Below are 13,690 nucleotides of genomic sequence, written 5' to 3'. Positions count from 1 at the left end.
AGGTAACTGTATTAATTTGCTTTGCATGATCTAAAAGTAACAATGAACGAGCATAACTTCAAAAAAGATTGAATATTAGGTGGTTACATATGAATGAACAAACAAAAAATTTTGCTTATTTTCCATTTCAGGATAGACAAATACATATATTAGAAGCACTTTGGCTGAGAAATCAAGGTGAAATTGAAATGAATGGAGAAAATCCTGTATTTTTTGACTTCAAAAATCTCTCTATTCGAAGCGGAGTATTACCAGTTGCCCCTTCTTTTAAAGGGGGAAAAAAGATTAAAGACCCATTTTTCCGATATTATCATAAAGAAAACATGAAACAGATTCTTTATTCAAAAAAAATGACAAATGCTCATTTCCTTTTTCAAATGATGTTTTCACAACTAACTCAATTCAATATTGAAGACAAAGAAAAAGGGAGAATCAGAGTAGCTATTGAATCAGCAGAAATAGAATCTTATATTAAATATAATGATAAAAAAGGTATATTAATTGATATCTTATTGTGCGTCAAACAAACTGATCCATACTCTTACAAGTATCTATGGAATAAAAAGTTGGCAATTGAAATTAAAGTAACTCATGCTGTTGATCCAAAGAAAAAGCGTATATTACTTGATAATAATATTTCAACTTACGAAGCGCCTGTTCCTAATGTTATTAAAAAATTGATTCCAAAAGCTCACGAAATATTAAAGAATAAAAAGCTTAGGCAAAAAGAAATTGACAAACTAACTAAAATTTATAGCAAAAACAATTGGACTTTATTTGGAGACTTTATTGTAAACTCTAAAGTAGAAGATGAAAATAAGGAGAATTATCTATTGTTATCCCAAGCTGAAATTGAACTAGATAAATACAAAAAAAGAAAAAAGAAATTATCTGAAGAAATACAGAAATATGAAGAACATAAGCTACATTTATCTGAAATTATTCATAATCTAAAAAAAGATTTATACACTCTCAAAGAAAAAGTTGAAGTTAATCAAGAATTACTATTAGCTTCTCAAGAAAATAATGAATTAGTCTCAAAATTGAAACAAAAAGAACAACAAATTGAAGAATTAAAGAAAGAAAATGATATCCTCAAGAACAATGTAAACAAACTTGATAACGAATCATTTTTGAAATGGATGAAGAGGAAAATAATTAAAAAAATTAGTTAATCACATATAACTTTAAAATCAAAATCATAATTCTTTATTTACAAATTATAAAATCGAAAAAATTTAAAATGAGCATAGCAATATAAAAGAAGAAACCGAACTATTGGAAACACACTTTAAAGTGGTTCCTAAATAGTTCGGTTTCTTATTGGTTAAGATTTTTTATCCTTATTAAAGTTATTCGGACTAAGTCGTAGCAGGTAGCTTACTCATAATGTAATATCATATACCTGTGGTTAACACACTTAACTTCATTCACGAAACGGGTTGTGATGTTCTAAAGCACTTCTTCAAGAGATTCTTGCCCAGTCACTCTTCATTCTATCAATTGTAGTAACAGCACGGATACCTAGTCCTGGACCTGAGTTTGGATGTCTCTAGACGATGTCGTCATGAATACCAGTCTCTAAACCTAGGTTAGGAAATTCTCCCTCTGATATTGCAACACAGCACAAAAAGTCAAGTTTCCTAAAAAGCATTTCCGCTATACTAAACTCACAAGGCAAGGAGGTGCTCGGTTGTCCTATCAAGAACATGAGAAAACGGTTCAAGAAACATTAAATTATATTGAACAGCATCTGAAAGATGATTTACCGCTCCAAACTCTAGCGAAACATGCTGGTTATTCTAGGTTTCACTTTCACCGTATGTTCAAAAAAGTGATTAAGAAGTCAGTTGTTGATTATATACGGGAACGTCGAATGACCCAAGCGGCGAAGGATTTAATTCATACGGACCAACGGGCGATTGATATCGCATTGCAGTATCGTTTTGGTTCACAGGAATCCTTCACTAGAGCCTTTAAGAAGATATATGACATGTCACCCGCACGTTATCGGAAATTACTAAGGAATGTCATTGATAAGGAGGAAACGAATATGGCTGCAAATCAGAACACACCTACTGGCTGGATTATGACGGGGGACACCCCATCTGACTATGAAACAGGTTTGGATAACAGAATTGTACACAGTGGTACTAACTCCGCTTATTTAAAATCAAAAGATGAAAAAGCACGAGGATTCGCGACCTTAATGCAGCAAATTAAGTCTGATCGTTACCGAGGGGAACGCCTTCAATTTTCTGCCTTTGTCAAAAGCGAAAATGTGAAAGGTTCAGCTGGTTTATGGATGAGGATTGACCATTCTTCAGGTGAAGTTCTTGCGTTTGACAACATGATGAACCGTCCCATTACAGGAACAAACGGCTGGAATCATTTTAGTGTAGTTCTAGATGTTCCAGTAAAAAGTGAAGTGATTGCGTTTGGCATATTGCTGCATGGTCAAGGTCAAATTTGGATGGACGAACTTAGTTTTAAAACGGTAGATGAAAGTGTGCCAGTGACAGAACAAAATATTGTGGATGATTTAGAGGATGAACCAGTGAATTTAAATTTTGAAGGCTAGCAGACTGAATTTAAGAGGAGGTTCATTGCCATGAAAAAAATTGGTGCGATTTTATTGTTCGCTATGAATTCACTCACCTTTATTTGTGGCCTTGGAATTTTATTTGGTGAAGAGGATTAAAAATGAAGATAGGCACCCATAGAACAAAAAAAATCAATCAAAAAAGATATCTCTATCCCTATCTCTTTTTTGTAAACTTGGTATAATAGAAAAAATCAGAAAATTCAAATGCAATGATAAGGAATAGTACTTGCCGAAATGTTTTCAGAAAGTTGCTGGCTGATGAGAAGCAATAACAAAAGGCAAGGAACTCACCTTAGAGTAGCCTTAGTGAAATGAAAAGGATTGATGTAGTTAAGGTCGGCACCCCACCGTTATATGGGAAGGATATAAGATCAAACAATCTGTATCCGAATAAGGGCATGATAATGTTTGTTTATCATGAAACAGGGGTGGTACCGCGTAAGAAGAAGTCTTTCGTCTCCAAGTTAAATCTTGGGGATGAAAGGCTTTTTTATATTCCAATTACAGGAGGAATCGATCATGTTTAACCACAAAAAATACGAAAAGAAATACTTTTTGCCACCGAACCTTACTTATGATTGGGTGAAGAAAGAAACATTAGAAAGTGCTCCGATATGGTGCAGTGTGGACTTACGGGATGGAAATCAAGCATTACCTATTCCTATGAACTTAGAAGAAAAATTGGAAATGTTTCAGTTACTAGTAGAGATCGGTTTTAAAGAAATTGAAATCGCATTTCCAGCTGCTTCTGATACAGAGTTTAGGTTTTTGCGGACACTGATTGATCATCATATGATTCCAGACGATGTCACGATTATGGTGATCACGCAAGCGAGAGAGCATATTATCCGCCGAACGTTCGAAGCCATTAAGGGGGTACCGAAAGCGATTGTTCATTTATATAATTCGACTTCAGAAGCGCAGCGCAGACAAGTATTTAAGAAAACAAAAGATGAAATTAAACAAATTGCCATTGATGGAGCTATTTTAGTAAAAGAACTTGCCGAAAAAACAACAAGTGATATTTATTTTCAATATAGTCCAGAAAGCTTTCCAGGAACAGAAGTTGATTATGCGTTAGATATTTGTAATAGTGTTTTAGATATTTGGAAACCGACACCAAATCATAAAGCAATCATCAATATTCCGACAACAGTTGAATATTCAATGCCTCATATCTTTGCAAGTCAGATTGAGTATATACACAAAAATCTGTCTTACCGAGACAGTGTGACATTATCTGTTCATCCTCATAATGACCGTGGCTCTGGGGTGAGTGATGCAGAATTTGGTGTTCTGGCTGGCGCAGAAAGAGTCGAAGGTACATTATTTGGTATCGGTGAACGTACAGGGAACGTTGACTTGATTACCTTGGCGATGAATATGTATTCACAAGGTTATGATCCAAAATTGAATTTCAATAACCTAGAAGCTATTCGTAAAAAATATGAAAAACTAACAAAAATCACTGTTCCTGAGAGGCAGCCCTATTCTGGGGAAATGGTTTTCACCGCATTCTCTGGGTCACATCAAGATGCGATATCTAAAGGTATGAAATATAGAAAAGAAAATAAAGTTGATAAATGGGACGTTCCGTATATCCCAGTAGATCCAGTTGACTTGGGAAGGAATTATCAAACGGATGTGATTCGAATCAATAGCCAGTCTGGAAAAGGCGGCATAGGCTATATACTAGAAACAAATTATGGCATTCAACTTCCTTATCAAATGAATGAAGCCATGGGATATGAAGCGAAGAAAGTATCTGATCAGGCAAGTAAGGAATTGTCTGTCGAAGAAATATATCATGTTTTTAAAGAACAGTATGTTGATTATCACCCTCATTTCCAGCTGCTTGATTATCAATTTCATAAAGGAGAGAAGCAGGAAGTCACCTTAACTTTGCTGAGAGATGATCAACAAATTGAAATACAAGGAACTGGCACTGGAAGTTTAGATGCAATTAGTAATGCGTTAAAAGCATATTTTCATCTCGAATATGTTTTGGAAGTCTATGAACAGAATTCTTTGGGCAAGGATTCCCAAGCAAAAGCCTGTGCACAAATTGGAATTTCATATCAAGGAAACATGCATTGGGGTGCTGGAATTGATAAAGATATTATAGAAGCAACAGTGAAGGCCCTGGTGGTTGCAGTAAATAAACTAGAGGTTTGGATGTAGATGGAAAAAGATAAACTTGAAAAACATGAAGTGATGCAATATTTAAGAGAATATAACGAACAAGAAATCTTTTATCAACAATACCAACAGAAAAAGCATGACAATCAATCATTGCAATCATTTTTGAAGGATTATGATAAACACAATTTAATGCATAAACAAATATATATAGAAGAATTTTTGCAAAAAGGGCAGAACGAATTTGAAAAGGAAGATACTATGTGGTTAGGTCAGGAGAAAGATATCGAAGTGAGAAAGTATAGCCGTTTTATGCCTCAATTGTCGGCTATCCATGATTTCTTTGAAATGATCTATGTTCTGGAAAATGAGATGTATGTAGAAGTGGAAGATAAAAAAATGACTTTAAAATCAGGAGATATTGCCTTTATTCCACCTGACACCATACACAAGCCAATTGTAATGGAGAATACAATCGCCATGCAAATCATGATCCGTAAGAGTACTTTTCAAAAAGTGTTTTTTAAAATGTTAAAAGGAAACAATGTCATTTCAGAGTTCTTTTTGAATGCATTGTATATAAAAGAAAATAAAAATATTCTTATTTTCCATAGTCACTTAGATAAACATTTGCTAGACTGCTCTCTTCAACTATTTACAGAAAATTATAATCGGTTTCCTAGTTACCAGTTGATTATGAATAATTTGTTCGAGATATTATTATGTCTCTTATTAAGATTCAAACCAAGTCATATGAACGTCAATCAGGTCAAACAATATCGTGATATACGTATTATTGAAATGCTCCAATATATTCAGCAATGTTGTGAGCATATCACCATTCAGGAGATGGCAGAGAAATTTAACCTTTCACAGTCTTACCTGTCAAAATATATAGCTCGTAAGCTTGGCAAATCATTTAGTGAGATTCGACAAGAAATAAGATTAGAAAAAGCCTGCGAAATGCTCACTGGCAGCAATTCACAAGTAGATCATATTGCGGCAGCCGTAGGTTATCAAAATGTAGAGCATTTCATTCGTTTATTTAAGAGAAAGTATCACCTAACACCACATCAATATCGATTAAATAATAGATAATAAAGAGGAGAAATGATAATGTCCATCAAACAAGTAAAAGATTATTTTAAACAATATGATATGGATACTCGAATCCAAGAATTTTCAGTATCTAGTGCAACTGTAGACTTGGCTGCTTCTGCATTGGGCTGTGAACCTGAAAGAATCGCAAAAACACTCTCCTTTCTAATAAATGGACAAGCTATTTTAATTGTGACCTCTGGCGATGCAAAAGTTGATAACAAAAAATTCAAGGAATATTTTAAAACAAAAGCTAAAATGCTTTCTCCTCATGAGGTCGTTGACTTGGTCGGTCATGAAATTGGCGGAGTATGTCCTTTTGCTATAAAGAATGGCGTTTCTGTTTATTTAGATATTTCACTCAAACGTTTTGAGACAGTCTATCCAGCCTGCGGGAGCAGTAACAGTGCCATTGAACTCACGATAAAACAATTAGAAAAACACTCTGGTTATTCACAATGGATTGATGTGTGTAAGGGATGGAATGATTCATTAACACATTAAAATGGAAGGGAAAAGTGCAGTTAAAAATAAAAAAGAGCTAGAAACCCTTGATACACAAAGGTTTCTAGCTCTTTTACAATTATTCCCACTCGATCGTAGCAGGCGGCTTACTCGTAATATCATACACCACGCGGTTAATATGCTTCACTTCATTGACAATACGAGTTGAGATCTTTTCAAGCACGTCCCAAGGGATTCTTGCCCAGTCACTCGTCATACCATCAATAGATGTAACAGCACGGATGCCGATTGTGTAGTCGTATGTTCTTGCGTCACCCATGACACCTACGCTGCGGATGTCTGGGAGAACCGTGAAGTATTGCCAGATGTCGCGCTCAAGGCCGAAGTTGGCAATTTCTTCGCGTAGAATCGCATCAGATTCACGGACGATTTCTAGTTTTTCTTCAGAAATTTCACCTAGTACACGGATACCTAGTCCTGGACCTGGGAATGGCTGTCTCCAGACGATGTCATCAGGAATGCCAAGCTCTGAACCTAGGGCACGGACTTCATCCTTGAATAGCGTATTGAGTGGCTCAATCAATTCGAACTGCATGTCTTCTGGAAGACCGCCTACGTTGTGGTGAGATTTGATTGTTTGTGCCGTTGCTGTTCCGCTCTCAATGATGTCTGTGTAAAGTGTTCCTTGTGCTAAATAGTCGATTCCTTTTAGCTTGTCCGCTTCGTCATCGAATACATAGATGAATTCGTTACCGATGATTTTACGTTTTTGCTCAGGATCAGACACACCTTTTAGCTTGTTTAAGAAACGATCTTTCGCATCTACTTTAATCACGTTCATGTTGAAACCTTCGCTAAATGTTTTCATAACCCCTTCTGCTTCGCCTTTGCGAAGAAGACCGTGGTCAACGAAAATACATGTCAGCTGATCGCCGATGGCTTTGTGGATCAATACCGCCACAACAGATGAATCCACACCGCCGCTTAGTGCGCACAATACTTGCTTGTCGCCTACTGTTTCACGGATTTTCTGCATTTCGATTTCAATGAAGTTCTCCATTGACCATTTGCCATCGCAATCACACACGCCGAAGACAAAGTTTTTCAATAGGTCATTTCCGTACTCAGAGTGACGAACCTCTGGGTGGAATTGAACGCCATAGAAATTCTTCTCAGCTAAGCTCATGGCTGAGTTTGGACAATGTGCACTTGTTGCATCGACTGTAAAGCCTTCTGGTACTTCAACAACGAGGTCACCATGGCTCATCCAAACGACTTGATCAGTTGGAAGGTCTTTGAATAAAGCAGGTGTTCCGTTAATATGGATATCTGCTTTTCCATATTCACGCTGGCTGGCCGCTTCTACTTTCCCGCCTAAATAGTGAGTCATGAGCTGCATGCCGTAGCAAATGCCTAGAACCGGAATGTCTAGTTCAAAGATCTTTTCATCACAGCGGAAAGATCCTTCATCATAAACACTGTTTGGTCCACCAGAAAGGATGATTCCTTTAGGTGCCATTTCTTTAATTTCTTCAGCAGTTAAAGTGTGCGGATGAAGCTCACTGTACACACCAAATTCACGAATACGGCGTGTGATCAGCTGATTGTACTGACTGCCGAAATCGAGAACCAAAATCATTTCATTTACTAAATTTGTCATGGTGTCACCTCTATGTCCAATATAGTTTTTTATAAACGCACAGAAAAAATGAGAGGAGAAAACCTGCTCTCAGTGTGAATCACGCTTTTGAAGCGCCCAGACTCACATCCGAACGCTTCAATTTCATGTATTTTAGAAGGTTTTAATATTCACCTATTCTAACAACAGGAAGGTACGCGGTCAAGACTATCTCCTGTTTATTAAATTTTCCCATAACTTTGCCGATTGTTGCCAAAGCGCCGAGGCATCCTCTCGCCGGTAGAGCGCACGTTCATAAAACTGCGTCAGCTCTGACATATGATGATCTCCATTCTTCTCATCAATCAACGAAGCGAATTCTCTTAGTGTCATACCTGGCTTTTTCTCGATTCCTCTGCGCCCTAGCTGCTTTAATAGAGCTGCATACGCATAGAAGAATGCTTCATCCTCTGGCAGACGTTTCACCTTTCTTACAATAAAGAATGGCAGCCATCTTGTTCTAAATCGATAAAGCATCCAGCTGATGAATCCAAGCAGGACAATAGCTCCTGCCGCATAACCTATAACCCAACCAACATGCACCATATTTGGCTTTGCCTGCGCTGTTTGTTCCTTTGGTTGTGCCGGCTGCTCTGTCTCCTGCTGCTTCGGCTGGTCTTGCTGCTTTTCTTCACTTGCATCAGAACTAGACTGATCTTCTTCTTCCTTTTGATCATCCGTTTGATCGCTTGAAACAGCTTCATTCGTAAAAGTCTCTGGGTTTGTAAATCCTTTTGTCGGTTCAAAGGTGACCCAGCCCCTGTTTGGAAAATAAACCTCTACCCATGAATGCGCATTGTTATTGGTCACTTCATACACATTGTTTCCATCCATTTGTGTTTCATATAACTGGCCAGACGTATACCCTTTCACCCATCTCGCCGGAATCCCAATCGAACGAAGCATTACAATCATAGAGGTTGAAAAATTATCACAATAGCCGATCATCGTATCAAATAAAAATTGATCCACATAATCTTCATTACGACCAGGCACAGCGACATTCTGCGTTTCATATGAAAACTTCGCAGATCCTAAATAATCCTCGATGGCTTTCGCTTTATCATACATATTATCTTTCGTTTCCGTTAAGCTGTTTGCCAAAGTTTTCACACGCTCTGGAAGTGACGATGGAAGCTGTAAGTATTCACGGCCAACCTGCTGATTCACCTGCTTCTTTGTCGGTACTTTGATTTTCTGCAAATCCTCCAGGATAAATGTAGGAGATAAAAAGCTGACTTGATAGTTCCCTAAATTTTTGGGTGGGTTTTGCATAGACGGCACAATTTTCTCCGTTTTGCCCATGATTTGCAGCGGAATGTTTTCCATTGGCGTCAATGAAATCATCCCAATTGGATAGACGGCATGATTAAATCGATAGTCCGATTCTATATCGACTCTCGTTTCATGCACCTCTGTTTTCACACGCTCGGTAAACCACCGATTCGGCACAGATTCGTCCTTTAACCGAGTAGGCTTTGTATCATTTGATGCATCCTCCCAGCCCTTTCCTGTGTAAATGCTTTTTGTCTCTACACGAAAGTATGATGGCTCCTTTCCGCTCCATTTAAAAACAGGTGTGCGGTCCTCACTAAACGGTCCGCCAAGCGCCGAATCATCTGCACTATATCCCACTTTATTCTGCCCGACTGTCCCATCTTGATTCGTAACCGCCTTAAAAAACGGGACAGGATCGGGCCATTTCGGATCAGACTTTGGCAAAGAAGCACCCAGTGACGCTGATAGAAGGACAAGCGCCAGCATGGGCAAAAACCACTTTAGACGCGCTTTCTGTGACACCCGAACACCCTCAGCTGAACGCAGTCGATCGAAATACAGCAATCCAAGCAAACAAAAGCCAAATACCATAATACGAACAATCGCAAAGGTCGCATCATATGGCGTAAACGTATCAAGAATCGTGACATAGACAATCGTCATCAGTAAAAAGAAAAAGATACGCTGCTGATAGACCACCCAATAATGAAGCAAGTAGACAAGCAGCCACAGCAAAATATAAAACAACAATGTGCGGAAAGACGGATACATGTCACTCCACATGCCCATGCTCATTAAGGTGATATTATCCTTGATATCAGCAAACAAAGCTGCCGGATAGCCTGGCGCTGATTGATAAAAGATCAAATATAAGGCGAGCAAAATCAGTCCAGCACAAATAGGAAACGTCACATACCACTTCAGACGAAAGAACGTAAACAAACACGTAAGCCCGATAAAAATGATGAAATAAGACGTATGGCTCGTCTCTGTAAAATCCTGAAGTGGACGCAGCCACTCCCATAGCAGCAGAAAAGCTACAGCATAATAGATGAACAATTCAAAACGGCTTTGCCGCAGATGCGAATGCAGCATAAATGTTTGTCACCTCACAGTTCTTTCGTGCAGCCGGTCTTCAAATAAAAGGGTGATGCGTATTCCAGAGGCCTTGAGCCGGTCTACAAGCTGTTTTTCTTTTGTCGTGAAATGGTCAACGGCTTTCTTCACTAAAAGCACGGTGATGTTCTTTCTGTTTCGATTTCCAAAGAGACTTGCCGCAAGCTCCTCTTGCAACTGACCCGTGACGACATATTTTCCTGAGTGCTGGTACTCACTCGCTGCTAACGGTTTATATTCTAGTGCGCGAGAAGGCTGATGCTGCACCCTTGTTAAATAATAAAGCATGTCCTGTAAATGAAGTTCTCCTTGATCGACTCGAAAGGCATGCTGATCTCCTAGAGGGACAAGACCTGACGGCACGCCTTTTTTCACAGCCGTTTGAAGAACAGATGCCGCAATAGAGACGACTGTTTCAAAAACAGCTTGATCAGTAAAATCAGCAAACACAACAAGGTCCTTTGCTTGATTCTGTTCAAATTCCTTCGTCATCAGCTGGCCTCTCCTGGCCGTCGTCTTCCAGTCCACCCAAGCAAAACGGTCTCCTTGCTGATATTCCCGTACGCCTGTTGTCACATGGGCCGGTTCATTGAACCACGAGTGAACCGCTTTGCCTCCATTTTCACTCACTGACTCAGCAGGCTCTACAGGGATATCCAGCACTTTTGGGTAGACAAGCAGCTTTTTCTCTAACGGAATGATGATTTCTTTTTCAACAAACCCAAACATATCACCCGTTTTGATTCTAACCGCTGTCAAATGATGCTCTCCCCGCATGACATCATTCAATTGATAGGAAAATCGCCAAGTTTTCCGAAACCAAGGAAAAAGCATTTGCTTCATTTCAATCTGTTCCTGTAAGTGAAAGGTATCTGGCGGAGCATCCTCTATCATGACGTAAACGTACGGAAATGGATGTGTCCGCTTGATTTCAAGGTCAACGGACAGCACATCCCCCGCCTTTAAGCTTGTTTGCTGTATTGTCCTCTTGGCTGTCGCGCGAAGCGGAATAAGTGCAAACAGCAATGCATACAAAGCATATGGTAAAAATGCATAAAAAAGGAACCAACTCACAAACCCTCCCTGAAACATGGCATAACAAAAGGCTGCCGCAGTGAGAATGATGAGCATCATCACCCGTAACCATAATGAAACGGCTAAACGATTACGTGACTTCATTGAGTCATCGACTTTTGAACTGGCACGCCAATTTGCTCAAACATTTGCCGCAGCAGTGTCTCCGCCTTCTTCCCTTCATATGTCGCTTCTGATGTCAAAATCATACGATGCGGTAATGTATAAGGCGCCAAATACTGTACATCATCAGGAATCACATAATCACGCTGATTCAAAAGCGCATACGCCTGTGCCGCTTTCATCAAGGCGATCGACCCCCTTGGACTGACACCTAGATAAACAGATGGGTGTTTACGCGTCGCTTGAGCAATTTCAACAATATATTCTTTAATGGATGCATCCACATGTATGGTCTGAACTGCCTGCTGCAACGCATGGATATGTTCCTTTGTCATGACAGCTTGGAGCGTATCAATCGGGGATTGCTTCTCCTGCAAGTTGAGCACCTCCAGCTCCTCGAGCATGGTCGGATATCCCATCTGCAGTTTGAATAAAAACCGGTCCATTTGCGCTTCTGGCAGCGGATAAGTCCCTTCATATTCCACTGGGTTTTGTGTCGCCATGACGAAAAAAGGATCCGCAAGCGGCATCGTTTCTCCGTCCACTGTGACACTGCCTTCCTCCATCGCTTCAAGCAATGCTGATTGTGTTTTAGGAGAAGTCCGGTTGATCTCATCAGCTAAAATAATCTGCCCCATGATCGGTCCTTGCCTAAATTCAAATTCATTCGTCTTTTTATTGTAAATCGACACGCCTGTTACATCTGAAGGCAAAAGGTCAGGAGTGAATTGGATTCTCTTAAACTCACAGCCAATGGATTTTGCCAAAGCACGAACCATCATCGTCTTCCCTACACCAGGCACATCCTCGAGCAGCACATGCCCCTTCGCCAAAATCGCAACAAGGCTTAATATCGCAATGTCTTTTTTCCCAACCATGACTTTATTGATGTTATCTACGATTTTTTGTAAATCTGAATGCATCGGTTCATCAAATGCCATCCTGATCCTCCTATCACGTTTCTGTCAAATTTCATATAGTCTAACTTTACCATACAACGCGCATTTGCATATAACATCAGCACGTATAAAAAAGAAGCCTTCTCACGATGGGAAAGACTTCTTCTCTTCTTTTGACTTACTTGCTGGCTCCATATGAACATGAGAGTGTAAAATATCATGCTCCTGTTTCATTCTGCGTTCAATTTCATCTGCAATATCATGGCTTTCTGCTATGTTCAAGTTAGGCTCGACCTCAACCACTACATCCACATGGACTGTACTTCCAAGATAACGCGCTTTTATATCCTTTAAATCGCCTACTCCTGGTGTTGCTTCAATGGTCTCTTTATATTTAGACATATCTTTGATATGAAAACCGTCTGTTAACGAATGAGAGGCATCTCTGAAAATCTCCCACGCAGTTTTACAAATAATTAAGCCAATGACAAAGGCTGCTAGCGTATCAATCCATGCCAGCTGAAATTGAGAGGCCATAATTCCTACAAATGTTCCAATACTCACATACGCATCTGATTTATTATCAGCAGCTGCCGCATGGAGAGCCTGGCTATTAATTCGTTTGGACAGATTGCGGTTATAAATATACACACCGTACATCACAACAGCACTTCCTGCTGCTGTCCAAGCCGCGATCATATCCGGCGTTTGATGCTCAGATGAGAAGAACGACTGGCCTGCACTCAGCAAAACCTGAAGTCCAACAAGCATCATGATAAAGGAAGCCACAAGAGACGCAATATTTTCCGCTCTAAAATGACCATACGGATGATCTTCATCAGGCGGCTTTTGAGAAATACGCAGCCCAATCAACACAGCAAGGGATGCAATAATATCCGTCGTGTTATTCAATCCATCTGCTGAAAGAGCCTCTGAATGAAACACATACCCAATAATGAGTTTGACCGCAGATAAGATCACATAGGCAATGATGCTGACCCAAGCACCTGTTTCACCTTGTCTTAATTCGTTATAGCGCTCCATGTTGAACCGCGCCTCCTCACACATCACTTTTCTATTATTTATCTTACAAAGCAAAGCCCGTGTGGGTCTACAGCAACATGATTCGCTTATGTCAGCAAAATAGGATAAATAGAAATGTGTTGACCTAAGTAAACTTATTTTTACAAGGTCAAATGACCTCAAGACCTACTC

The 13,690-nt window shown here is 39.4% G+C and carries 10 protein-coding genes and 1 other annotated feature; of the genes, 5 read left to right on the top strand and 5 right to left on the bottom strand.

Annotation, left to right across the window (positions count from 1 at the left end; translation table 11 throughout):
- Positions 1-89 precede the first annotated feature (89 nt).
- The 5 genes from MHB67_RS03060 to MHB67_RS03040 all read left to right on the top strand — a co-directional run bounded on the left by MHB67_RS03060 (position 90) and on the right by MHB67_RS03040 (position 6,346).
- Positions 90-1,175 carry a hypothetical protein gene (locus MHB67_RS03060; protein WP_103132261.1) on the top strand — a complete coding sequence of 362 codons (1,086 nt, stop codon included), beginning with the start codon at positions 90-92 and terminating at the stop codon, positions 1,173-1,175.
- A gap of 518 nt (positions 1,176-1,693) precedes the next feature.
- Positions 1,694-2,581 (top strand): AraC family transcriptional regulator, encoded by an 888-nt coding sequence (locus tag MHB67_RS03055; RefSeq protein ID WP_103132260.1) that lies wholly within the window; start codon positions 1,694-1,696, stop codon positions 2,579-2,581.
- A gap of 224 nt (positions 2,582-2,805) precedes the next feature.
- Positions 2,806-3,069: a binding site (T-box leader), on the top strand.
- Positions 3,070-3,124: 55 nt separating this feature from the next.
- Positions 3,125-4,786: a 2-isopropylmalate synthase gene (locus tag MHB67_RS03050; RefSeq protein WP_342492773.1), complete on the top strand. Its 1,662-nt coding sequence runs from the start codon at positions 3,125-3,127 to the stop codon at positions 4,784-4,786.
- On the top strand, positions 4,787-5,842 hold the full coding sequence (locus tag MHB67_RS03045) for an AraC family transcriptional regulator (RefSeq protein ID WP_342492772.1): 1,056 nt from the start codon (positions 4,787-4,789) through the stop codon (positions 5,840-5,842).
- Between the two features lie 18 nt (positions 5,843-5,860).
- Complete coding sequence (locus tag MHB67_RS03040) at positions 5,861-6,346, top strand: YbaK/EbsC family protein (RefSeq protein WP_342492771.1); 486 nt, start codon at positions 5,861-5,863, stop codon at positions 6,344-6,346.
- A 79-nt stretch (positions 6,347-6,425) separates the two neighbouring features.
- On the opposite strand, the gene guaA is transcribed toward MHB67_RS03040, so the two are convergent.
- The 5 genes from guaA to MHB67_RS03015 all read right to left on the bottom strand — a co-directional run bounded on the left by guaA (position 6,426) and on the right by MHB67_RS03015 (position 13,519).
- Positions 6,426-7,967 carry a glutamine-hydrolyzing GMP synthase gene (guaA, locus tag MHB67_RS03035; protein ID WP_024426715.1) on the bottom strand — a complete coding sequence of 514 codons (1,542 nt, stop codon included), beginning with the start codon at positions 7,965-7,967 and terminating at the stop codon, positions 6,426-6,428.
- 186 nt (positions 7,968-8,153) lie between these two features.
- On the bottom strand, positions 8,154-10,358 hold the full coding sequence (locus MHB67_RS03030) for a transglutaminase domain-containing protein (RefSeq protein WP_342492770.1): 2,205 nt from the start codon (positions 10,356-10,358) through the stop codon (positions 8,154-8,156).
- A gap of 9 nt (positions 10,359-10,367) precedes the next feature.
- On the bottom strand, positions 10,368-11,453 hold the full coding sequence (locus MHB67_RS03025; RefSeq protein WP_235566801.1) for a DUF58 domain-containing protein: 1,086 nt from the start codon (positions 11,451-11,453) through the stop codon (positions 10,368-10,370).
- Between the two features lie 101 nt (positions 11,454-11,554).
- Positions 11,555-12,517, bottom strand: a complete 963-nt coding sequence (locus tag MHB67_RS03020) for a MoxR family ATPase (RefSeq protein ID WP_212048664.1) — start codon at positions 12,515-12,517, stop codon at positions 11,555-11,557.
- 102 nt (positions 12,518-12,619) lie between these two features.
- On the bottom strand, positions 12,620-13,519 hold the full coding sequence (locus MHB67_RS03015) for a cation diffusion facilitator family transporter (RefSeq protein WP_024426719.1): 900 nt from the start codon (positions 13,517-13,519) through the stop codon (positions 12,620-12,622).
- Between the last annotated feature and the right edge of the window lie 171 nt (positions 13,520-13,690).

It is taken from the genome of Bacillus sp. FSL H8-0516 (assembly GCF_038635285.1).
Classification (GTDB): Bacteria; Bacillota; Bacilli; order Bacillales; family Bacillaceae; genus Bacillus; species Bacillus safensis.
This window is presented reverse-complemented; position numbering and strand designations above follow the sequence as displayed.

Excerpts from the sequence above, each read along its gene's own strand:
- MHB67_RS03060 (WP_103132261.1), top strand. The coding sequence starts at position 90 with ATGAATGAACAAACAAAAAATTTTGCTTATTTTCCATTTCAGGATAGA.
- MHB67_RS03050 (WP_342492773.1), top strand. The coding sequence starts at position 3,125 with ATGTTTAACCACAAAAAATACGAAAAGAAATACTTTTTGCCACCGAAC.
- MHB67_RS03045 (WP_342492772.1), top strand. The coding sequence starts at position 4,787 with ATGGAAAAAGATAAACTTGAAAAACATGAAGTGATGCAATATTTAAGA.
- MHB67_RS03040 (WP_342492771.1), top strand. The coding sequence starts at position 5,861 with ATGTCCATCAAACAAGTAAAAGATTATTTTAAACAATATGATATGGAT.
- guaA (WP_024426715.1), bottom strand. The coding sequence starts at position 7,967 with ATGACAAATTTAGTAAATGAAATGATTTTGGTTCTCGATTTCGGCAGT.
- MHB67_RS03030 (WP_342492770.1), bottom strand. The coding sequence starts at position 10,358 with ATGCTGCATTCGCATCTGCGGCAAAGCCGTTTTGAATTGTTCATCTAT.
- MHB67_RS03020 (WP_212048664.1), bottom strand. The coding sequence starts at position 12,517 with ATGGCATTTGATGAACCGATGCATTCAGATTTACAAAAAATCGTAGAT.
- MHB67_RS03015 (WP_024426719.1), bottom strand. The coding sequence starts at position 13,519 with ATGGAGCGCTATAACGAATTAAGACAAGGTGAAACAGGTGCTTGGGTC.